The organism is Alphaproteobacteria bacterium 33-17 (assembly GCA_001897445.1).
Classification (GTDB): domain Bacteria; phylum Pseudomonadota; class Alphaproteobacteria; order Rickettsiales; family 33-17; genus 33-17.
In genome coordinates, this window is record MKSX01000022.1 from 33572 (window position 1) to 54467 (window position 20896).

24 protein-coding genes are annotated in these 20896 nt (G+C 33.3%); 9 read left to right on the plus strand and 15 right to left on the minus strand.

What is annotated here, in order from left to right:
* Position 1: 1 nt before the first annotated feature.
* From BGO27_04710 to BGO27_04720, 3 genes are read right to left on the minus strand one after another with little or no spacing between them, the layout of a single operon-like run.
* A complete protein-coding gene (locus BGO27_04710) occupies positions 2 to 907 on the minus strand; it encodes a farnesyl-diphosphate synthase (protein ID OJV13491.1) in 906 nt (301 codons plus the stop codon).
* 1 nt (position 908) lies between these two features.
* Positions 909 to 2072 (minus strand): 1-deoxy-D-xylulose-5-phosphate reductoisomerase, encoded by a 1164-nt coding sequence (locus BGO27_04715; GenBank protein OJV13535.1) that lies wholly within the window; start codon positions 2070 to 2072, stop codon positions 909 to 911.
* Between the two features lie 57 nt (positions 2073 to 2129).
* Entirely contained in the window at positions 2130 to 2777 is a 648-nt protein-coding gene (locus BGO27_04720; GenBank protein ID OJV13492.1) for a hypothetical protein, read from the minus strand.
* A gap of 226 nt (positions 2778 to 3003) precedes the next feature.
* On the opposite strand from BGO27_04720, the gene BGO27_04725 reads away from it, so the two are divergent.
* The 3 genes from BGO27_04725 to BGO27_04735 all read left to right on the plus strand — a co-directional run bounded on the left by BGO27_04725 (position 3004) and on the right by BGO27_04735 (position 6191).
* Positions 3004 to 4233 (plus strand): hypothetical protein, encoded by a 1230-nt coding sequence (locus tag BGO27_04725; GenBank protein OJV13493.1) that lies wholly within the window; start codon positions 3004 to 3006, stop codon positions 4231 to 4233.
* A gap of 78 nt (positions 4234 to 4311) precedes the next feature.
* The gene (locus tag BGO27_04730) at positions 4312 to 5319 is read left to right on the plus strand and encodes a ferredoxin--NADP(+) reductase (GenBank protein ID OJV13494.1); all 1008 of its coding nucleotides are present in this window, start codon (positions 4312 to 4314) and stop codon (positions 5317 to 5319) included.
* A gap of 2 nt (positions 5320 to 5321) precedes the next feature.
* Positions 5322 to 6191: a hypothetical protein gene (locus BGO27_04735; protein OJV13495.1), complete on the plus strand. Its 870-nt coding sequence runs from the start codon at positions 5322 to 5324 to the stop codon at positions 6189 to 6191.
* An 8-nt stretch (positions 6192 to 6199) separates the two neighbouring features.
* Here BGO27_04735 and BGO27_04740 read toward each other — a convergent pair whose 3' ends face one another.
* The 3 genes from BGO27_04740 to BGO27_04750 form a co-directional block, all read right to left on the minus strand.
* Positions 6200 to 6979 carry a hypothetical protein gene (locus BGO27_04740; protein OJV13496.1) on the minus strand — a complete coding sequence of 260 codons (780 nt, stop codon included), beginning with the start codon at positions 6977 to 6979 and terminating at the stop codon, positions 6200 to 6202.
* A 75-nt stretch (positions 6980 to 7054) separates the two neighbouring features.
* On the minus strand, positions 7055 to 7264 hold the full coding sequence (locus BGO27_04745; GenBank protein OJV13497.1) for a hypothetical protein: 210 nt from the start codon (positions 7262 to 7264) through the stop codon (positions 7055 to 7057).
* A 3-nt stretch (positions 7265 to 7267) separates the two neighbouring features.
* Complete coding sequence (locus tag BGO27_04750; GenBank protein ID OJV13498.1) at positions 7268 to 8092, minus strand: hypothetical protein; 825 nt, start codon at positions 8090 to 8092, stop codon at positions 7268 to 7270.
* Between the two features lie 154 nt (positions 8093 to 8246).
* Between BGO27_04750 and BGO27_04755 the strand changes: the two genes are divergently transcribed.
* The 3 genes from BGO27_04755 to BGO27_04765 are packed head-to-tail and all read left to right on the plus strand — an operon-like array spanning position 8247 to position 10635.
* Positions 8247 to 9458, plus strand: a complete 1212-nt coding sequence (locus BGO27_04755) for a hypothetical protein (GenBank protein ID OJV13499.1) — start codon at positions 8247 to 8249, stop codon at positions 9456 to 9458.
* The gene (locus BGO27_04760) at positions 9418 to 10065 is read left to right on the plus strand and encodes a hypothetical protein (GenBank protein ID OJV13500.1); all 648 of its coding nucleotides are present in this window, start codon (positions 9418 to 9420) and stop codon (positions 10063 to 10065) included. The genes BGO27_04755 and BGO27_04760 overlap by 41 nt, the downstream gene beginning before the upstream one ends.
* A 60-nt stretch (positions 10066 to 10125) precedes the next feature.
* Positions 10126 to 10635 (plus strand): hypothetical protein, encoded by a 510-nt coding sequence (locus BGO27_04765; GenBank protein OJV13501.1) that lies wholly within the window; start codon positions 10126 to 10128, stop codon positions 10633 to 10635.
* A gap of 61 nt (positions 10636 to 10696) precedes the next feature.
* On the opposite strand, the gene BGO27_04770 is transcribed toward BGO27_04765, so the two are convergent.
* The 8 genes from BGO27_04770 to BGO27_04805 form a co-directional block, all read right to left on the minus strand.
* Complete coding sequence (locus tag BGO27_04770; protein OJV13502.1) at positions 10697 to 11485, minus strand: hypothetical protein; 789 nt, start codon at positions 11483 to 11485, stop codon at positions 10697 to 10699.
* 8 nt (positions 11486 to 11493) lie between these two features.
* A complete protein-coding gene (locus tag BGO27_04775) occupies positions 11494 to 12045 on the minus strand; it encodes a hypothetical protein (GenBank protein ID OJV13503.1) in 552 nt (183 codons plus the stop codon).
* Complete coding sequence (locus BGO27_04780; protein OJV13504.1) at positions 12038 to 13183, minus strand: 2-C-methyl-D-erythritol 2,4-cyclodiphosphate synthase; 1146 nt, start codon at positions 13181 to 13183, stop codon at positions 12038 to 12040. Before BGO27_04780 ends, BGO27_04775 begins: the two co-directional genes overlap by 8 nt.
* On the minus strand, positions 13173 to 13754 hold the full coding sequence (locus BGO27_04785; GenBank protein ID OJV13505.1) for a hypothetical protein: 582 nt from the start codon (positions 13752 to 13754) through the stop codon (positions 13173 to 13175). The genes BGO27_04780 and BGO27_04785 overlap by 11 nt, the downstream gene beginning before the upstream one ends.
* Positions 13751 to 14896: a flagellar motor switch protein FliM gene (locus BGO27_04790; protein OJV13506.1), complete on the minus strand. Its 1146-nt coding sequence runs from the start codon at positions 14894 to 14896 to the stop codon at positions 13751 to 13753. Before BGO27_04790 ends, BGO27_04785 begins: the two co-directional genes overlap by 4 nt.
* A gap of 2 nt (positions 14897 to 14898) precedes the next feature.
* On the minus strand, positions 14899 to 15396 hold the full coding sequence (locus BGO27_04795) for a hypothetical protein (GenBank protein OJV13536.1): 498 nt from the start codon (positions 15394 to 15396) through the stop codon (positions 14899 to 14901).
* A gap of 85 nt (positions 15397 to 15481) precedes the next feature.
* Positions 15482 to 15742 carry a hypothetical protein gene (locus BGO27_04800; GenBank protein OJV13507.1) on the minus strand — a complete coding sequence of 87 codons (261 nt, stop codon included), beginning with the start codon at positions 15740 to 15742 and terminating at the stop codon, positions 15482 to 15484.
* A complete protein-coding gene (locus BGO27_04805) occupies positions 15735 to 16520 on the minus strand; it encodes a hypothetical protein (protein OJV13508.1) in 786 nt (261 codons plus the stop codon). Before BGO27_04805 ends, BGO27_04800 begins: the two co-directional genes overlap by 8 nt.
* Before the next feature lie 103 nt (positions 16521 to 16623).
* Between BGO27_04805 and BGO27_04810 the strand changes: the two genes are divergently transcribed.
* The 3 genes from BGO27_04810 (at position 16624) to BGO27_04820 (ending at position 20214) form a co-directional block, all read left to right on the plus strand.
* Positions 16624 to 17166, plus strand: a complete 543-nt coding sequence (locus BGO27_04810) for a cytoplasmic protein (GenBank protein ID OJV13509.1) — start codon at positions 16624 to 16626, stop codon at positions 17164 to 17166.
* Between the two features lie 229 nt (positions 17167 to 17395).
* The gene (locus BGO27_04815) at positions 17396 to 19729 is read left to right on the plus strand and encodes a hypothetical protein (GenBank protein ID OJV13510.1); all 2334 of its coding nucleotides are present in this window, start codon (positions 17396 to 17398) and stop codon (positions 19727 to 19729) included.
* Positions 19730 to 19782: 53 nt separating this feature from the next.
* Entirely contained in the window at positions 19783 to 20214 is a 432-nt protein-coding gene (locus BGO27_04820; GenBank protein OJV13511.1) for a hypothetical protein, read from the plus strand.
* 286 nt (positions 20215 to 20500) lie between these two features.
* On the opposite strand, the gene BGO27_04825 is transcribed toward BGO27_04820, so the two are convergent.
* The gene (locus BGO27_04825) at positions 20501 to 20806 is read right to left on the minus strand and encodes a flagellar hook-basal body complex protein FliE (GenBank protein ID OJV13512.1); all 306 of its coding nucleotides are present in this window, start codon (positions 20804 to 20806) and stop codon (positions 20501 to 20503) included.
* Between the last annotated feature and the right edge of the window lie 90 nt (positions 20807 to 20896).

A 20896-nucleotide genomic window follows, 5' to 3' on the forward strand; every position in this document is an offset into this window, starting at 1 on the left:
TTTATAGCGACCTATCGTTTATAAAAACTGCAAGCTCCCTTAAAAGTCTTGCTTCCTCATCAAATACAGATAAATGGTGAATTGCCTGCTCAGTAAGCAGCTTAGCCTGATTATATGCAGCCTCAGCACCTAATATCGATACGATTGTTGCCTTGTTTTGCGAACTATCTTTACGTAAGGTTTTACCTACAATTTTGTCATCACCTATAATATCAAGTAGATCATCAATAATCTGATATGCTAGTCCTACAGAAATTGCATAGCTCCTAATAGCATTTTTAATATTTTTCGATGCTTTTCCTAAAATTGTTCCTGCTTCACAAGCTACTGCAAAAAGCTCGCCTGTTTTCATACGCTGAAGTCTCGTGATTTCTGAAATTGATAACTCTAAATTCTGCGCTTCCATGTCTATCATCTGTCCACCGACCATTCCAGAATGACCGCTTGATGATGCTACCCTAGAAATAAGCTCACATCTAACAGCAGTATCAGGATGAGCTTTTTCACTTGCTAGAATTTCAAACGCATATGTAAGTAATGCATCCCCAGCTAAAATAGCTGTGGCTTCGTCAAACATAATATGGCAGGTTGGTTTACCACGTCTTACAGTGTCATCATCCATTGCTGGTAAATCGTCATGAATCAAGGAATAAGTGTGAATCATTTCAATTGCGCATGCTGTATTTATGGCAGAATCATGCGATACATTAAACATCATTGCTGTTATGTATGTTAAAAAAGGTCTAAGTCTTTTCCCACCGCTCATGCTTGAATATCGCATTGCATCAAATATTTTTGCTTCTAAACTTTGGTCAATAGGTGGCAACAGCTCATCTAAGCGTTCACTTACCGCATCTGATATAATTTTAAATGCTTCATCTAATGATAGCTTTAAAACGCTTTGCATTTTATATGACCCCCTCAGTCACAATTTCTTTGCATTTTGCTTTAATTTTAATATCAAGTTCAATAATATCATCAAAGTCATTAATATGCGCACTATTAAAGCCATCAAGTACTTCATTTATAATTTTTGGAATATCCGTAAATTTAGCTTTGCCTTTTAAGAATGCATCTACCGCAAATTCGTTCGCCGCATTATATGCTATCATACATGACTGATTTTCTGTTTTTATTACATCAACAGCAGCTTTAAACCCTGGAAATCTGATATAATCAACTGCTTCAAACTCCAGTTTATGACTATCCCTTAAAATATCAAAATGAGCATGGTTTAATTCTAATCTTTCTCCAAGGCTTAGAGCATGTGAAATTGGCACGATCATATGAGGGTTATACATATTCATAAGAGTTGTACCGTCAACAAAATCTACTACCGAATGAACAATTGAACTTCTGTGAATAACTGCATCAAGCTGATTGGGCTTTAAATTAAATAAATAATAAGCCTCGATAAGTTCTAAACCTTTGTTTACTAAAGTTGCAGAATCAACCGATACTTTTGCGCCCATACTCCAGTTTGGATGTTTTACGGCCTGTTCAGGTGTGATATTTACCATGTCACTTGCAGCCATATCTATAAAAGCTCCACCAGAAGCAGTTAAGGTTAGCTTTTTGATTGATGCATGATTTTCATGATGAATTAATTGATAAGCGCTATTATGTTCAGAATCTATAGGAATAATTTCAGCATCATATTCAAGTGCAATTAGCTTAAGCAAATGCCCACCACAAATTAATGCCTCTTTATTTGCTAAAGCAATTTTTTTAGAAGATTTAAGAGCCTGAACAGTTGGCATAAGTCCGTTAATGCCAGCAATAGCCGCTACAACCAAATCAGCTTTAATACTTGCTAATTCTAAAATACCGTTTTTACCACCGTAAATATGTTTGCTTTTATCATTTTCATATGATTCTCTTAGCTTCAAATATGCATTATCATCTTCTATAGCAATATTAGGCACATTAAATTCATCAGCAATTTTTTTAAGTTCTTTAAAGTTAGAATGTGCAGCTATACCTAAAATATGGAACTGTTCAGGGTGCGCCCTTATAACATCAAGAGTTGACTTTCCGATAGAACCAGTTGCACCTAAAATGATTATCTCCATTTTTTTATGCTTTTTGGTAAATAGCTGTTCTTTTAAAGGCACTGAAAATCTCCTGCTTTAAAAATTTAGTAATAAATAAAATAGTGGTACTGCAAACATCATTCCGTCGCATCTATCCAGGAAGCCACCATGACCCGGTATTAAGTTACCGCTATCTTTAACATTGAAATATCTTTTAACGGCCGACTCAATAAAATCACCCACTTGTGAAAATATACTTATAAAAGGTACAACTATATATGAAAAAGCTATACTTGAATATTCAGATATATATTGCTTGATTACAAATGAGATAACAAGAGCGGTTATTATACCACCAATTAGACCTGCCCATGTTTTTTTAGGGCTTACCTTTGGTAAAATTTTAGGTCCCCCTATAGTTTTACCTGCAAAATAAGCTCCTGTATCTGTTGCCCACACAAGAGCAAATACATACATTATTTTTTCAAGCCCGTTATATTCGTCTCTAAGCTCTGCAGTTAAAAACATTGGAATAAATATATAAAATATTCCTAATACTTCCCATTTAAACTTATTTATATCATCTCTTAAACTTGTTATACCTTTCCATTCTAGCGCCATAATAATAGATATTATCAGCATCATAGCTTCAAAAATTTTACCACCGCTTATGGTAATAATCACCACAACTGGAAGCAAAACCAATGCAGAAAGTATTCTTTGTGTTAAATTTGAAGTAGTCATTTTTGTTACCTTTAAAAAGCCAAACACCTTAGAATATTGTTTTTAGCAGTTTAATTCAAGCAAAAAAACCAATATTTATCTAATTTTAACTCTTACATCAAAGCTTTAAAATTTATAGAAAAATTCCCTTATACTTAATTAAAATTAAGTTAATTAATTGACTATTTATTAATTAATTGATACCATTATTTAACTAATATTTTACTAAATATTAGAGGGGGAATATATGAGATTATCGGATTTTAAACTTTCAGAGTTTATAGAAAAGGAAAAAGACTGGCGAGTAATATATAAATACTTGATCGACTTAGATGCACCTGTTAACTCGGCAGAAATGGGCGAAGCACTTCACCATGCAATACACATTGGTCGTGAAGAAATAGCCAGGCTATTAATTTTGCAATGGGCGAATCCAAATCATCAGGATTTAAATGGACAAACACCGCTTCATTTAGCGGTATATTATGATAAACCTCTACTTGTTGAATTTTTAATAGAATGCGGTGCAGATGTAAATTTAGAAGATAACTCTAACCATACACCTCTTGCAGATGCAGCCTATCAGGGAAAAACTGAAATTGCTGGCATTTTAATAGCAAAAGGAGCCAATATAAGAGCAAGAGATCATAATGGCAATACACCACTACATGATGCAGCTCTAAATGGACATTCATCAATTGTACTTCGGTTAATTCAAAACGGCGCAGACATAAATGCAATAAATAATCATGGAGTAACACCACTGCATAATGCAGCGCACGGTGGATTTAGCGGCATCGCAAAAATTTTTCTTAATAAAGGTGCTGATATTAACGCCAAATCTCGTGCAGGTAATACACCGCTACATGACGCATCATATCAAGGTAAAGATGAAGCAGTAGACTTTTTAATTAAAAATAATGCAGAAATAGACTCTCAAAACCTTGTAGGAACCAGACCAATACACAAAGCTTTACTCAACAGGCATGAAAAAGTCGCAGCAAAATTATTAATGTATGGCGCAGATCCTAATTTAGAGGACAAAATGGGTTCATCACCAATGTACTGGGCAGTAAATACGGAATGCACCTATATTGTTGCAATGCTTATATTAAAGGGCGCATCCGTTCATGGTTATAAATCTGAAAACGAGCATATAAATGCAATGCTAAATTCTAAGCATCCCAAAGAGATTGCATTAATATATATTAAAGAATTCAACGTGCTAATTTCTAGGGAAAGTGAAAGTGGCAAAACTTTAGCTAAATTATACCAAACTACAAAATGTAAGGAAAGCACACTTACAAACAATACACATTGGCGTAAAAAAATTGCAAGCCAACAGATCCTTAACGCCGATGTGCTTGAAATTATTGAAAATAATATAGCAAAAGATGCTCAGTTTATTTATATAGGTGAAAGCTTTACAGATAGAGAAATCCGCAATAGTTTAAAAGAAGAGATCCTTAGGAAATAAAATAAACGCTCAAACTTGACAAATTGCCCTAAATACCCCAAATTTACAGCTTATATTAAAATATATTAGGATTTTCAAATGAAATATACTACAGATATAGCTATAATTGGGGCGGGGCCAACAGGTCTTTTTGCCGTATTTGAAGCAGGAATGCTTAAAATGAAAACGGTTGTGATTGAAGCTTTAGACTTTATTGGCGGTCAATGTACGGCTTTATATCCTGAAAAGCCTATCTATGATATCCCTGCTCACCCTAGCATTTTAGCAGAAGATTTGATTAAAAATTTAGAAGCGCAGGCAGCACCCTTTAAACCTGAATACTTATTAAGTCAGCAGGTGGTAAAACTTAATAAAACCAATGACTTATTTGAGCTTACAACATCAAAAGGCAATATTGTTGAATGTAAAGCCGTTATCATTGCTGGTGGTTGCGGGTCGTTTGGTCCAAACCGTCCGCCTATTGCAAATTTGGAAGAATATGAAGGAAAATCAGTATTTTACCTGATTAACAATAAAGAATTTTACCGCGATAAAACAGTAGTAATTGCTGGTGGAGGTGACTCTGCCGTTGACTGGGCAATTAACCTTTATGATATAGCTAAAAAAATATATGTAATTCATAGGCGCGATAAGTTCCGTGCAGCCCCTGAAAGCTGTGATAAGCTTGCAGAACTTAGTAAAACTGAAAAGTTAGAAATGGTAATACCATACCAGCTTGAAGGTTTAGAAGGTGATAATGGTCAGATTAAACATGTTGTAGTAAAAGATTTAGATAATAATATTAAGTACATAGAAGCTGATTATTTATTACCATTCTTTGGATTATCAATGGATTTGGGACCAATTTTAGACTGGGAACTCCATTTAGAGAAAAAGCATATTGCTGTAGAGCCATCAACCATGGCTACAAGCATTCCAGGAGTATATGCAATTGGGGATATTGCCACATATAAAAACAAATTAAAACTAATTTTAAATGGCTTTGCTGAAGCTGCAACAGCTTGCTACGATATCTATAATCTTGTTTACCCTGATGTAGCATTGCACTTTGAATACTCAACAACCAAAGGGGTAGAAAAAGTTTAAGAATGACCAATATTATTGACTGTATAGGGCTTGCTAAGAAATTCAATGACCAAAGCTGCGAAATAGTCGCAAGGCTTAAGGATAGTGCTATTTTTCCTAAGCTTTCGGTGCTTCTGATCGGGGATAATCCTGCAAGTACTATATATGTTAATAATAAGGTTAAAAAGTGCCATGAACTTGGCATTGAATCTAGCGTTCATACTTTAAGTATAAATGCTACGCAAGAAGAAGTAGAGAGCCTTATAGATACCCTAAATAACGACAACAAAGTCCACGGCATATTAGTGCAACTACCTTTGCCAAACCATTTAGACAGCTTTAGAATTACCCAAAAAGTATCACCAGAAAAAGATGTTGATGGGTTTACCTTACAAAATGTTGGGCTTTTATCATATAATAAAGCAACATTAATTCCGTGCACACCATTAGGTATCACCAAGATTTTAGATTCACTTAATTTAGATTTAACTGGGAAAAAAGTAGCTGTAATAGGCAGGTCTAATATCGTAGGAAGACCGCTTGTTAACTTACTGATTAATAAGGATTTTACAGTTGTATGCTTGCATTCTAAATCACTTAACTTAGAAGAAGAGCTGAAAACAGCAGATATTGTCATTCCAGCCATAGGTAGCCCAGAGTTTATAAAAGGTCATATGATCAAAGAAGGTTCAATTGTAATAGATGTTGGAATTAGCAAGGTCAATAACGGTATTGTTGGGGACTGCCACTTTGAAAGTTGTAGCCAAAAGGCGTCTTATATAACAACAGTTCCAAAAGGCGTAGGGCCCTTAACAATTGCGATGCTTATGCAAAATACGCTAAAGGCCACATGTATTCAAAATGGATTATGGTTTGATGAGTTTGATAATTAATCAAACAACTATTTTGAAATTATTTTACTTTTGTTACTATCAATCAAATTTCTATAAGCTTTAAATTCATCAAATTTAGAACCTCTATATTCTAATATATTCGATATAACATCTGAAGGAAGAGATTGATTTTCTTTAAATAACTTTACTATAGTTGCTTCACTTGAAGTAAAGTTCATAAAGTCATCAAAAACTTGCTTATATTTTTTTCTAAAATCCTCAAAAGTAATAAAATTTGAATTGTGATTTCCCTGAATAGACTTTCCAAACCTATTACAAATTGCATCTACTTTACTATTGATCTCTTCTAGTGATGCCTTAGGATGAGTGTTTTTAAATCTAGCAGTAAGCTCATGTTTTACATAAAAGAAAAAATCAATTTGATAATTTTCTTTTTTACCAAAATATTTTGAAGCCTCTTCAATAATAGGAGTTGGTTCTGTTACTGTACTTTTTAACTGATTTTTTTCTTCTTCAGATAGCTCAGAATATATCCTATTAGCAATATTTACCTGACCAGCTTTTAAACTTGCAATTACTGCAAATGGCTTATTTATAGAACCCTTATAATTACTGAAAATCACCAAAACAACTTCTTGTCTTCCTAATTCATATGCTTTTGAAAGCCCATCCATTATAACTTTTCTAATGTATCCAAATCTTGATTTATCCTGGGAACTATATAATTGATTAACATAGTGAATTATATATGGTATAGCGCCAAGGTTATTTCTTTCAATGGCACAGAACATTAAATGTTCCACTAATTCAAGATTTTCTTCAGACATTTTAGCTGCTGTTAAAGTGTTAAATAGTCTTCCAAAAATCTGGTTTTGTTGATTATCAATCAAAAATTTTAATGTTTACTCATCAATATCAGCATTACTCTGCATCAACAACTCCATAACTTCAGTAAAATTATATTTTGCTGCAACTTGTAAGCAGGTAAAATTCCCTAAATCATAAAGTTCCTTTGTCTCATTAGGTTTAACACCTTGTTCTAGCAAGCTTTTAACCACTGATATTTCATTATAGCAAACAGCCTTAAACAAAACATTTTCTTGTGATAGCATTTGTTACTCCTTTATCTTTTGTCGTTTAGTATTGTCAGGACTTTCATCTATTCCCACTTCTTCAGCCTTGCGTTTTTTATCCTGTTTACAGCGCTGGCTATTTAACAGATAAATCTCTTCTGGTTTTATTAATGTGTATTCAGCTTTATTTTGAGCTATAAGAGTCAAACCAAAGCTTAATATGAACTCTCTTGCCCTATCTGCACTTATATTCTTTTGCTTCAATGACATCAATACTTCATGAAAATTTAATTTTGTTAATTGATCTAGCTCAAACTGAAGAGAAAGCCATTTATTATAGAATTCATTTTCCTGCCACCTCATTATTCCTAAAACCTCTGGCTCTAATCTAGACGACTTTGATGATTTTGCTTTAAAATTTATACTAAGCAAATCATCTTTCATTTTGAAAGATGTATAAGGCCATAAAAATATAGCTATATCTAAAAAACCACTAAATGTTGCAATTTGAAGAGGTGAACGATTACTTTTATCAAGTAAATTTGGGTTAGTGCCTTTTTTAACTAAATATTTTACGACGTCTATTTGATCGTATTCAGCTGCTATATGTAGTGGAGTAGCATTATAAGTATTCTGTAAATTTATACTTAAGCCCTTTACTTCATGCAAATACCTTACAAAGTATATATGACCATTTTTGGCAGCGATATGAAGAATTGATTGCTTAATACCAGAATCATCTTGAAGATATAATGTTAATAACTCTGATTTATCCATACTTTTGATTATAGCTAGCGTTTCGATAGTCTCAGACGCAGCTAAGCAACTTTTATTTAATAAGTTTATAGCTTTCATTGTAAAATTCACATTATAAGTAAGTTAAGATTGAAATGCATAATAACCAAAATTTAACAAAAGTCAACATTATTAACTTTTATTAAAATAAATAACAACACACAATTTATGCTATTGTTTTTATTATCAAAAAGTATTAATTTGATAGAAAATAATAGGTTTTCATATGAGTAATAAATCATCTGTGGTTATAATTGGCGCTGGGGTTGTGGGTAGTATTTTAGCGCTCGAGCTTGCCAAATTAGGGCTAAAAATAAGTATTATTGACAAAAGACCATTAATGCTGGATTTTAACCCAAGCTTTGACCATAGAACTATTGCGATCGCTGCCGAAGTTCATGCAAGATTAATCAAATACGAAGTATGGGATAAAATATCTGATCAAGTTGGAAAGATTGAACAAATACGTATTACAGATAACGATTCTCCTCTATATTTACACTTTAATAGCAAAGATGTTAGCTGCAGCCCGCTTGGCTATATGGTAGATAATACGCTACTTATCCATACTGTTAATAAAATGGTAAGTGAAAATAAAAATATCACCTTTATTAACGAAGAAGTAAAAGATGCTCAATATACAGATTGCAAAGCCATTGTAATTACTGAAAATCATACCATTGAAGCCGACTTGGGTATTATTGCCGATGGCAAGTTCTCAAAAACAAGGGAGCATTTTGGCTTTGAAGTTAAAGATAAAGACTATGGTGAAACCGCTATAGTATTCAAAATAAGGCACGAAAAACCTCACCTAAGTACTGCATGGGAAAAGTTTTATCCAAGCGGTGCTTTTGCAGTACTTCCTATGAATGACCCAAATGTATCTGGTATCGTATGGATGGAGAAACCCGAAACTGCAAAAGCAATTGTGAAACAAGATATTAGCCTGATAAAAGAATTTTTCATGCAAAAAATGGGAGATTGTTTGGGTGAAAATGAAATTATAACAGTTCCATATTGCTACCCACTTACTTTAAAATATGCTAAGAAAAGTAGTATAACACGCTTTGTACTTGCAGGTGACAGCCTTCACAGCATTCACCCAATTGCAGGTCAAGGGCTTAACTTATCGCTTTTAGACTGCGATATACTTATCGATATTATAAAAGAGGCTTCTAACTTAGGCATGGATATTGGGTCTGCCTCTGTTACTGAAAAATATCACACCTCAATTAAGTTCGATGACATGTCTATGATTTATATCACTGATATTATTGATAAAGTTTTTAAAGTAAACTTCCCACCATTTACATTAATGCGTAAAATAGGACTTGCCAGTATTAATAAGATTTCTATACTTAAGGCGTTTATGATGAATTATGCAATGGGTAAAAGAAATGATCAATGGACCAGAAGTCCCGCCGATATCAGGCATTAAACCAGATTCAATAGTAATATTTTTACATGGATATGGCTCAAACGGCTATAATCTTATTGATATAGCAAAATTCTTAGCACGCGAAATGCCAAACACTCAGTTTTTGTCACCTAATGCAATAGAACCATTTGAATATGATATGGCAGATGGTTATCAGTGGTTTAGCCTTATGGACAGAACTCCTGAAGTTATAGATAGGCTCGCTTCTAAAGCAGCTGATAAACTTAATGAATTTTTAGACCATATTATGGTACGCTTTGACCTTCCCGCTTCAAAAGTTATATTATTTGGTTTTTCACAAGGCTCAATGATGTCACTTTATACAGCACTCAGAAGAGACGAAGCAATTGCAGGCGTTATAGGTTTTTCAGGTAGATTAATTGGAGCTAGCAACCTTGCTGATGAGATTAAATCTAAACCTACTGTAGCTTTATATCACGGTGATTATGATGATGTTGTACCTTTTGCATGCATGAATGAAGCAGAAGTAAAACTTAAAGAATTAGGCGTGAAGGTATCATCACATAAAATGCCTTACGCAGGTCATGAAATTACCTTAGAAGCAATTCAGGATGCTAAAGAGAAAATTTTAAGTTTACTTAATTAATAGCTGCACTTAGAATATCTTTAGTAATCAATTGTTTATAAAATTTTTACGAGGGAATTTATGGAAAAATATAATGCATCTATGCGTATAATGCACTGGCTAGTTGGCGTTTTAATTATAGCTATTTTAGCACTTGGTCTTTACATGACAGGTATGCCTGATGGCGACCCTAAATGGGAAGTTTACGCAATCCATAAATCCCTTGGAATGATAGCATTATTTTTATTTATAATCAGATTTATTAATAGAATGAAAAGTAATGTACCAGCTCCAGAAGGTAAGGCATGGGAAATTAAGTTATCTAAAGCTAACTACTTTGTACTATATGTACTTATGTTTGTAGCACCATTTTCAGGTTATAGCGCTTCAAGTTTATCAGGTTATCCTGTTAGTATTTTTGGATATACAGTACCAAATATATACTCACACAACCCAGAAATTGGAAAAATATTTGGTCAAATGCATGATATTTCAACATATGCGCTTATGTTCTTTATAGCACTTCATGTGGCTGGATTTTTAAAACATTTAATTATTGATAAAAGAAACTTACTCAAGAAAATTGTTTAATTAATCGATAAAAATGCGTAGGCGTCACTAGCTTAAAAATGGGTAGTAAGTTCAAAACAGCTTATGAACTTACCCCTTTTAAATCAATAATAAGTGGTACATGATCAGAAGTCTTGGCAAAATCCCTGAAATAATGTAAATACTCACTTGATGTAACATTATTTGTGATTCCGCCAGATGCAAAAGCATGATCAAGCCTTCTGCCCCTGTTTGATTTTTTATAGTCCTTGTTACGATAACTCCACCAGCTGTAAACTTTGCCATCACCTACAAATTTACGCATTATATCTTCAAGATTATTATCATTAATCCATTCCTTCATAAGACATGTCTCAAGTGGCGTATGACTAACTTCTGTAAGTAATTGCTTATGCGACCATACATCATTTTCTTCTGGTGCTATATTAATATCTCCCAGAATAATCGCAGACTGATTAGCTAAATGATAATCTTTCGACCATTTTATTAGCTCTTTAAAATACTCAATTTTCTGAGCAAACTTAGTAAGCTCAAGCGATGCCTCATATCCGCCCGCAGGTACGTATAAATTGTGCAGTTCAAAATTATCAAAACTAACCGCTATATCCCTGGATGGCAGTCCTACAAAATTTTTATACGGAAGTATTTTGCCAGGTATTTTCGATAAGATAGCAACACCGCTATAATGACTATCACCGTTTATAAAATTATACTTATATCCATTATCAGTAAATATTTGCAATGGAAACTCTTCATTTTTGACTTTAGTTTCCTGCAAGACTATAATATCAGGATTATACTTTTCAAAAATGTATCTAATTAAATCCCCTCTAATGCGTATAGAGTTGATATTCCACGAAAATATTCTCATATAATTAATTATGCTTTCCAGTAATCTGCAAATGCAAACCAAACAGAATAAAACATAAGACTTGCAAAGAATGCGGCTGCAATATCGTCAACCATAATTCCAATACCGCCTTTTATGTTTCGGTCAAGCCATGATATAGGCCATGGTTTAATAGCATCAAACATTCTAAATAATAAAAAAATGAATACTAATAATATTGCACTATGAATTTGATCAACAATTGCTATTGCGCCAGGTGCGCATATTATAAGAGTAAGCCACATACCTACAACTTCATCAATCACTACTTCTTTAGGGTCATCTTTTCCGACATCCTTGGCATATTTATCTGCGCTACAGCTTCCTGCTGCAAACAATATTCCACATAGAATAAAATGCACACCTAATAAATGGAAAAAATCATTAATTTCCTTAAATCCATTGAAATCATGAAGTTTTAAAATCAAATAATTGACTAAAAAAACAAATGGAAGCGCCGCAATAGAACCAGCTGTACCAGGAGCTTTTTTTGAACAACCAGAATAAAAAAATGTAGCAAATAGCTTATTATAATCAAACAATTGGCGCTCCGTTTATGAAATTTACCATTACAACACAGTTAGCAGCTACCCCCTCTTCTCTTCCTAAGAAGCCAAGCTTTTCAGTAGTAGTACCTTTTAAATTTACTTTTTCTTTTGAAATGCCACAAATTTCTGCAATATTTGCTACTATATCATCACGCACATCTTTAATTTTAGGTATTTCTGCCATCAATGTTAAGTCAATGTTTACAATTTGACCACCCATTTCCTGCATTTTGTTTATACACTCTTTAACAAATACTTTTGACGCCATATCTTTCCATTCAGGTTCTGTTGGCGGAAAGAAAACACCAATATCACCAAGCCCACATGCACCTAATATTGCATCACATAAAGAATGAAGCAGCACATCACCATCAGAATGCGCTTTCACACCATACTGACATGGAACCATAATACCACCCAGCATAATGCCATTACCCTCTTCAAATGAATGTACATCTATACCAAAACCAACTCTCATTTCACTCATTATTTTTATATCATCCTTACTTGTAATTTTAATATTAGTTTTTTCCCCGGGAATAATCTTTATTTTGCCGCCCTGACTTGCGAACACACCAACGTCATCTGTAAAATCGGAATACTGCGTTTTATTATAAGCGCTCCAAATTTTACTAAAAATAAAGCTCTGCGGAGTTTGAGCAAGCTTAAATTCTTCTCTATTTAAATTGCTTTGGACAAATCCTTCCTGTACTTGCTTTAATGAATCAATAAGGTCAACAACAGGCAGTACTCCCTCATGGTTGTCAAGTGTGTGAATGGAGTTTCTGATCAGGTCTTCGGATACATAAGGTCTACATGCATCATGAATTAAAACCTTTTCACACCATGGCAGGTTTTCTCTTATAAATTTAAGTGCATTTTTAGAACTGTCAAACCGCGTTTGACCACCGATTTTAGCGACAATTACGCTTGGTAAAAACTCATACTTGTCGATATATTTGTCATCTGGAGACACTATAACAATTATTCTATTCACCAACTTGGCAAATTTATTAATAGTTTGCTCAATTATACTTGATACTCCAAGTTTATAATATTGCTTAGGAAGACTTGGATCAAATCTTATACCCTTTCCTCCAGCAACAATAATTGCACAAGTATTAGCTGGCATTTCCGCGAGATCTCTTTTGAATTTCAGCTATTTTTTCTAACAAACTTTCGATAGCCAGTTTTTTACTATCTTGCTTATCTTCGGCTTCCTGTGGCTGTGGGACAGCAGGCTTACTACCATATATTACTGTTGAAGGTGAAGTTATAATAGGCTTTTTAAGTTGCTCTTGGGGCTTATAATCATTTGAAGGTTGTGTGTAAAAGTTATTATTATGACGTACCGCAGCAGCAGTGTCTTGCTGAATTATATGCTCTTTTAAGGATATTTTCGCCTGAATATCTTCTAAATGTTTTAAAGTTTTATTAGATTTTTCAATAAAAAATGCCATTTCATCAATCATAGTTTTAGATTCCTGAACTTTAGCATCAATAGTATGGCTGGTTTTAGAAGTACTATGTTTTAATGACTCTAGCGCCTCTTCCGCCCTTTTAATAGCATTGTCAAAATATTTAAAAAGAATAGCTAAATCTTTTTTACCTCTTTGGAGTTCTACAATTTTAGAATTAAGTCTAAAACAGTACCAAATAGTAACAAGTAAAAGCACTGCAATTATTAAATCTATAGCTATCATTCCATCATCTCTACTAGTTTTTTATGAACAGGTCGCTCTACGCTAACAGCAATGTTATCTTCAAAACTACCTAGTTTGCCCGCAAATAACTTTATGTTTGCACAACTCAAAATTACGTCATCCCCTGGCGCACAATCTAGTATTATTGTATGCCCTATGTCAAGCTTTAGTATATTTTCAAATTTGGTTTCTTTTTCAGCAAGAACCGCATCCAGAGTAATGGTTGTGTTCATAAGCTCTTTTGAAATATGATGCTCCCATGTACTGTCTTTACCGAATTTTTCACCAAGGAATACCTGAGTTAAAAGCTCTCTAATTGGCTCAAGTGTTGCATATGGAAGTAATATTTCGAGTTTACCGCCCTTGTCTTCAATATTAATATCAAGCTCAATTAATATAACGGCATCCCCTGGACGAGCAATTGTTGCAAATCTTGGATTTGTTTCTAACCTTTCAAATAAAAAGGTTGAAGGACTAAGTGGCTCAAAAGCTATACCTAAATCGTTTAGCAAAAGATCACAAAACTGACGTACAACATTTTGTTCAATATTGGTGTATGGCTTGCCATTAAAACGGGTTGCTTTAATAACCTTCCTTCCACCAAATAATACATCTAATAAAGCATATACCAAATCACCGCTGATATTTACCATACCAAAGTTATCCCACTCGATCACTCTAAAGATCCCTAGTAACGCAGGCATTGCTACAGCATTGATGTAATCACTAAAACGTAATGATGATATATTACGAACATCTACGTCGACGTTCTCAGATGTTAAGCTTCTTAGATTTGTTGATACAAGTCTGGTATATCTATCAAATACAACTTCAAGCATTGGAAGTTTTTGATATGATTTCATGGCACTTTCAATTAGCGCCCTTATACCGCGGTTTGGGTGATCATTTTTCTGAGACGCAACACCTAATAAGGCGTCAATTTCATTTTGGTTTAGGGTTTTTGGTGCTTCATCACCAGATGACATGGCCTCCCACTGAGCCATCATATCTTCTTCGCTAGCACCTTCTTTTGCCGCATCTTCTTTTTTTTCGTCTTTGGATACCATTGCTTCCCAGTCTGCTACAGTCTGTTCCGCAAATTTTCCTTTTTCCTGATCCTGTTTGTCTTTATCTTCGTCCATAGTTACTGTACTATGACCTCGTTAAAAAATATGTCTTTTACTACAACTGGGTATAATAATTTATTGAGTCTAAATAATAGCTCTTCACGTAGTCTAAACAATGATTGTGAACCTTGCAAGTCTTCTGGTTTTAGTTCCCTTAAATAAACCTGAAAAGCATCTCTGACTTTAGGCATATTTGCAATAACCTGATTTTTATCAGGTTCGCTACCAACTTCTACTGAAACTACTAATTTTAAAAACCTTGGCTGTGAAGCTGATGCAGATAAATTAACAATAAAATCTTCAAGATCAATATAAATACTGGTATGAACTGCGACCGCTGCTTTTTCTACTTCTTTCTTATCTTCTTTTTTCTTACCAAGAAGCATAAAGGCTGCTGCACCTCCCCCACCTAATAAAATAACGGCAATAATTATTACCATTAAAAGACGTTTTTTTCTAACTTTAGCAGCCTTCTGCTTTTCTTCATCTGTTTCGGTTGTACCGCCAGCAGCAATCTTCTCAATTTCATCAGCAGGATTAGGTAAGGGTGCTTTCTCATCAGCCATTTTTAATACTTCATATTAGTTAAACTCTTAGGACTCATTTTATCTTATTAAGTTTTTTGTATTTTGTTAAATAAAAATATTTACAAATGCCAAAAAAACTCATAATGAGCCATACAATTTCAATAATAAATGAGGGTAAATTAAACTCAAACGTCAGAGAATACAATATACATGCAGCGCCTAAAAAGTTTATTAGGGAGTAATTTAAAGATTCTGCTTTCATCTTGCCAAATTGCAATAAACAATATGTACCAAGAACAAATACTACTCCAATCATCCCAAAAACATCACTCATCTTTATACCACGCCGCTTTACTTAACTTTACTTCTTTACCTAAAATATTTGGCAAAGACATATCTGTTTCTACATCACGTATAATTGAATTGCCAGCTTTATTTAAACTTTTAGTGATTTTGCCAATTTCATGCGCTTGACCGTTGAGAATAATATCACCATCTTTCAAATCAAAATCAGCCAAAACGTTATACATAGCCTTTCTCACTACACCCCGATATTTAGTTCTCGCTGTAACCTCCTGACCTACATAACATCCTTTCTTAAAATTTATAGCATTAATATGATCCATGCCAACTTCCAAAGGAAATGTTTTATCTGGCAGTAATTCTGCCCCATGCTCTGGAATTACATGACTTATTGCATGACTTTTGTAATCAAAACCAAACTCTATGCCCTTAATCTCTTCAGCATACAACCTAAAACCTAAATTTTTAAGCCTTGGATCTTCGTAGGCATTTTCAATATAAGTATCTGAAAAATATACATTTTTATTAGTTTGCTTAATAATCACATCAGATCTTAACTTGTAAACATTTAATTTTTTAGTTACGTTTTCAGCGATATCACTAGGAATATCAAGGTAAAAAGTATCATTATTTTCATGTATAAAAAAGTCACTAAGGTATTTACCTTGCGGACTTAACATTAAAGCATACATTAGCTTATTATCACTGATAGCAGATATATCATTTGATAAAATATTATTTAAAAACAGTAACTTATCCCTTCCTTCCAGACTTATTACCGCCCTATTATCCAATAAACATAATGACATATAAAACTTCCATAAAATTATTCTTGTAAAACATATATAACAAATTGACAAAGTAATGGGAAGTAGTTTACTCTATACCCAAAAAAATCGAGGACAATTTAGTATGAATAACAAGACGCCTCCACTCATGCCTAAAGCAACGGCTGTTTGGCTTATAGAAAATACATCTTTAACATTTGATCAAATTGCTGATTTTTGCTGCATGCACCCACTTGAAGTTCAGGGCATTGCAGATGGCGAAGTAGCAAATGGAATTATAGGTTTCGATCCTATTGCTAATAGTCAGCTTACTGCCGAAAACATTAAGAAATGCGAAGAGAACCCTAACGCAAGGCTTCATTTATCTGAAAAAGCTCTTAAGCACGTTGAAGCAAAACGCAAGAAAAGTACCAAATATACACCAGTTGCAAGAAGACAAGATAAACCTGACGCTATTGCATGGCTCCTCAAGAACTATCCTACAATTAAGGATACACAGATTGTTAAGCTTATTGGTACAACAAAAAGCACTATTCAGTCGGTTAAAGAAAGAACTCACTGGAATGCTAATAACATCAGACCAAGAGACCCTGTATTACTAGGTCTTTGTAAGCAGACAGAACTAGATAGTATGCTTGGCAATACACCTAGGGATGCATCTGAATAATATAGATTTATACCAAGTCCTTTTAAAAGTTAATAAATTAACTTGAACCCAACATGCATTTAGATGTACAATCTAAAGTAGGTATATAAATAAGCTAAATTATTTCGGTTTTGGCATTCTATCAGCATACACATTGATTGTTATTTGATGTTTTAAGTATCTGATATTTATGCCAATACTGTAATTTCACTATGCAAATTAGAGTGCTGTAGCTTAAGGTGTGTGGTTTATGGGTCTGCTAAACTGGAAAAATGATATAACTATATTTCGGATTACATCCTTAAAGTCCAGGATTGTTGCGATTATCATGATTCCGTGGCTTTTTTCTGCAATCTTTTCCTTCTTTTTCATTGAAAAATTAAGTTTAAACTATCAGATTGAACTTAAAAGTAAGCTTGAAAGCCTTTATCAAATAATTATACATAAAGTCGAAAATGAGATTGGCAATAAAGAAAAACTTAAAAATGAACTACGCTTCTTACTAAATAATATAAATTGCAACGAATTCGTGGTTTTTGATACAGTTACAAAGAAAACCATATTTAACATTACCGAAGAAAATCACGCAGAAGGAATTCATGAAGATGACGAGATAGATTACATACTGGATAATGTTAAAAAACTTGAAAACTCACCAGAATATTATCACAAAGATAAACCAAAGTTTTATTCTGTTATTGATAAAAGCAATAATCTCGAAAAACATTTCACTGTTATAAAATTTACAAAATACACTAATCCTATTGCTATCCACTTTGAAACGCATAACTGGCTGGATAGCAACCTGCAAAATTGGGCTGTTTACATTATTTTTGCTATCATATTTATTAGCATAGTGTTAGCTATTCTTATAATAATACTTATCCATAAGGAAGTAATTAAACCGATTGATGACATCAACTATATTATCAACTTACGCTCTGAAGGTGTAAAAGCAGTATATAACAATAGGGCTATGAATAATGAGATTATAAATCTTACTCAAAACCTTAATAGTATGCTTAATAAAGTTGATCAGTCCGAGTTTTTAAATATTAAAGTGATTGAAAATATTACAAATTCTATATTTTTCTGCGACAAAGATTTTAAAATATTCAAATATAACAATTACGCAGTCAAAATCTTTGGCGTAGGTGATAGCTTTCTTGATAAAAGCATATTTGACCTAATTGTGATTAATCAGCCCTCTCCTGTAAATTATATACTTTCCAAACTGGACAAAACAATTCAATGTCAGGCAAATGATATTTTGGGCAATAAAAAATCAATTGATTTATGTGTATCCCAGGTTTTAGAAAACGAAACAGACATACATTATATATTCTTTATCTATGATCTAACTGCAAATGTTGAGCAGATACACCAGCTTGAACTCATTAATAAAGAACTTGAGATAGCAAAAAACCATGCAAATCTGGCAGATAAAGCTAAATCTGAGTTTTTAGCTAATATGTCTCATGAAATTCGTACTCCAATTAATGGGATTATGGGGTGCGTAGGACTACTTGAAGAAAAAATTACAGATTCTTCTCAAATGGATTATATTAAGCTTATCAAAAACTCAAGTGAAGACCTTCTGGTAATTATTAACGACATTTTAGATCTTTCTAAAATTGAATCAGGCATGTTAAACCTTGAAAATATACCTTTTGATGTTACCGACTCTATTAAAAGCCTTCACGAAGTAATGAAAATTAAAGCAGCTCAAAAGAATATTGATTTATTATTTAAAGTAGATAAAGAAGTTCAAAATTACCTAATCGGAGATGTAAGCCGCATAAGACAAATTACCCTTAATCTAGTAAATAATGCTATTAAATTTACTCATCAGGGTTATGTGATGATTCATATCAGCCAAACACCTTCCATTTTAGATGAAAAAATTCTAAATTTGATAATTGAAATAAAAGATACAGGAATTGGCATCAAAGCTGATTACCTTAATCGCATTTTTGAAAAATTTACACAGGAAGATTTATCAACAACTAGGAAATATGGCGGCACAGGACTTGGGCTTTCAATTTCCAAAAAACTTGCGAATATAATGGACGGTGATATTACAGTTTCAAGTGAGTACGGTGTAGGATCGACCTTTACGTTTACTGCCCCTCTTCCTGTGGCAAGCCAAAAAGATATTGAAGATTTGCGTAAAAAAGAGAATAGCGAAGTTAGAGTATTCAAGAAACTAAAGGGTCACGTTTTAATAGCCGAAGATAACTCGGTAAATCAGATCGTTATTGTTAAAATGTTAGAAAGCTTTGGTATTACTGCAGTAATCGCTAATAATGGGCGCGAGGCGCTGGACAGATTAAATTGCGGAGATAAATTTGATCTTATTCTTATGGACTGCCAAATGCCAGAAATGGACGGATTTACAGCAACAAGGGAAATTAGGGCAAAGCCTGAGTTTAAAGACAGCATAATAATTGCTATTACAGCAAAAGCAACGCAGGATGATCTTGATGAGTGTTTAAAAGCGGGAATGAACGAATTTGTTAGCAAACCAGTCTCTAAAATTCAGCTATATAATACTTTAAACAAGTTTTTAGAGTATAAAGATTAAATCTTGCTTTTATATATTAACAATGACATATTGCTAATCAAAAATATATTTTCATGATTTATTATAATAAAACAGAATTTCAGCAAAACCTTGCATCTAGCGGAATATTACTTGGCCTTGATATTGGTCAAAAGAAAGTTGGCATAGCAATTAGTGACGCAGCAAGATTTATGGCGATGCCTCTTAAAGTCATTTCCTTAAATATCAACGAAATAAAGCTTTTAATATCTGAGTATAAAGCTGCGGGACTTGTAATAGGGCTGCCTTTAAGCATGAATGGCGAAAAAAATGAACAATGTTTATTTGTAGAAAAAGTAGCAGCACAAATTCTTGAAGCTATTGAATTACCTATATTCCTATCTGACGAAAGAATGACCACCCGCATGGCAAATACACTTTTAAAACAAGGCAATATCAAACGCAAAGATCGCGATAAAGTTGACGACATGGTATCAGCAAGTGTTATTTTAGAAAGTGGTCTGTAGGTTGATATTATCGTAACTGTATAGGTTATGAGTATTATTTTGTAGAAATCTATTATTATTTTTATGAATTACCAAGGAATGCTTTGCATTCCTGTTAATGACAGTAACTAAAGCTTTAAACTTTAATTTTTTATGAAATTTTATAATAGCAATAATATTGAACCTTCAAAACTGCTCGCAATAAAAATAGATTAGGTTTAGATAGTATCATGAACGACGAGCGAAGTGTACGATGTAGTACACGAGCAAGGAGAGAAGCAATAATAGCAAATCTAATCTATTTTTATCAGATTTGCATTTTCATTATGTCTTGATACGCAGCAATAAACTTATCCCTTATGGCAAGTACCGCCTGAAGTGTTACTTCTGCATTTGATATTGCTGTTACTACTGTTGTGGTATCTACCTTTCCTTGCAAAGACTGCATGGACAGTTTTTCGGAGCCTTGGATTGTATCTACTGCATCGTTATAAGATGATTTCACAAAGTCTGCAAAAATATTATCAACGGAAGGCTTGGAAACACTAGGGTTTACCTTCATACTTTGAGTATCATTGTAAGCTTTTGCAGCAGTTTTAAATAGCGAAAACATTTCTAACTCCAGGTGAAATCTTTAGACTTAAATTCTTAAAAGAGCGAATTTTGCTAATATTACACTGTTTTTTTACCATACTATCACTAA